At 53.8% G+C, this 247-nt stretch carries 1 protein-coding gene; it reads right to left on the minus strand.

Annotated elements, in window-relative coordinates; all coding sequences use genetic code 11:
• Positions 1 to 186, minus strand: a 186-nt coding sequence (locus Q4563_RS21695; RefSeq protein WP_303606005.1) for a hypothetical protein, incomplete at its 3' end; no start/stop codon positions are given.
• Positions 187 to 247: the final 61 nt, after the last annotated feature.

Genomic DNA, 247 nt, shown 5'->3' on the forward strand with positions numbered 1-247 from the left:
GATAAACACAGGCAAGCCACTGCGAATTTCCAGGGTACCTACCTCATAACCACCTGAGGTGATATTGCCCGCAAACTCCAGATCTTCGTCACAGGCTGCAATGCCCATATCCGTGACGTCACCGCTGGCACAGGTCGCTGCGATCACCATGGTGACATCACCGTTGCTGATCGTCAGATTGGTCACAGAAGTCGTGCTCAGGTATGCCGTATCCAGGTTGATGGTAATCGAACGGTCGCCGTACTGC

It is taken from the genome of Gilvimarinus sp. 1_MG-2023 (genome assembly GCF_030548285.1).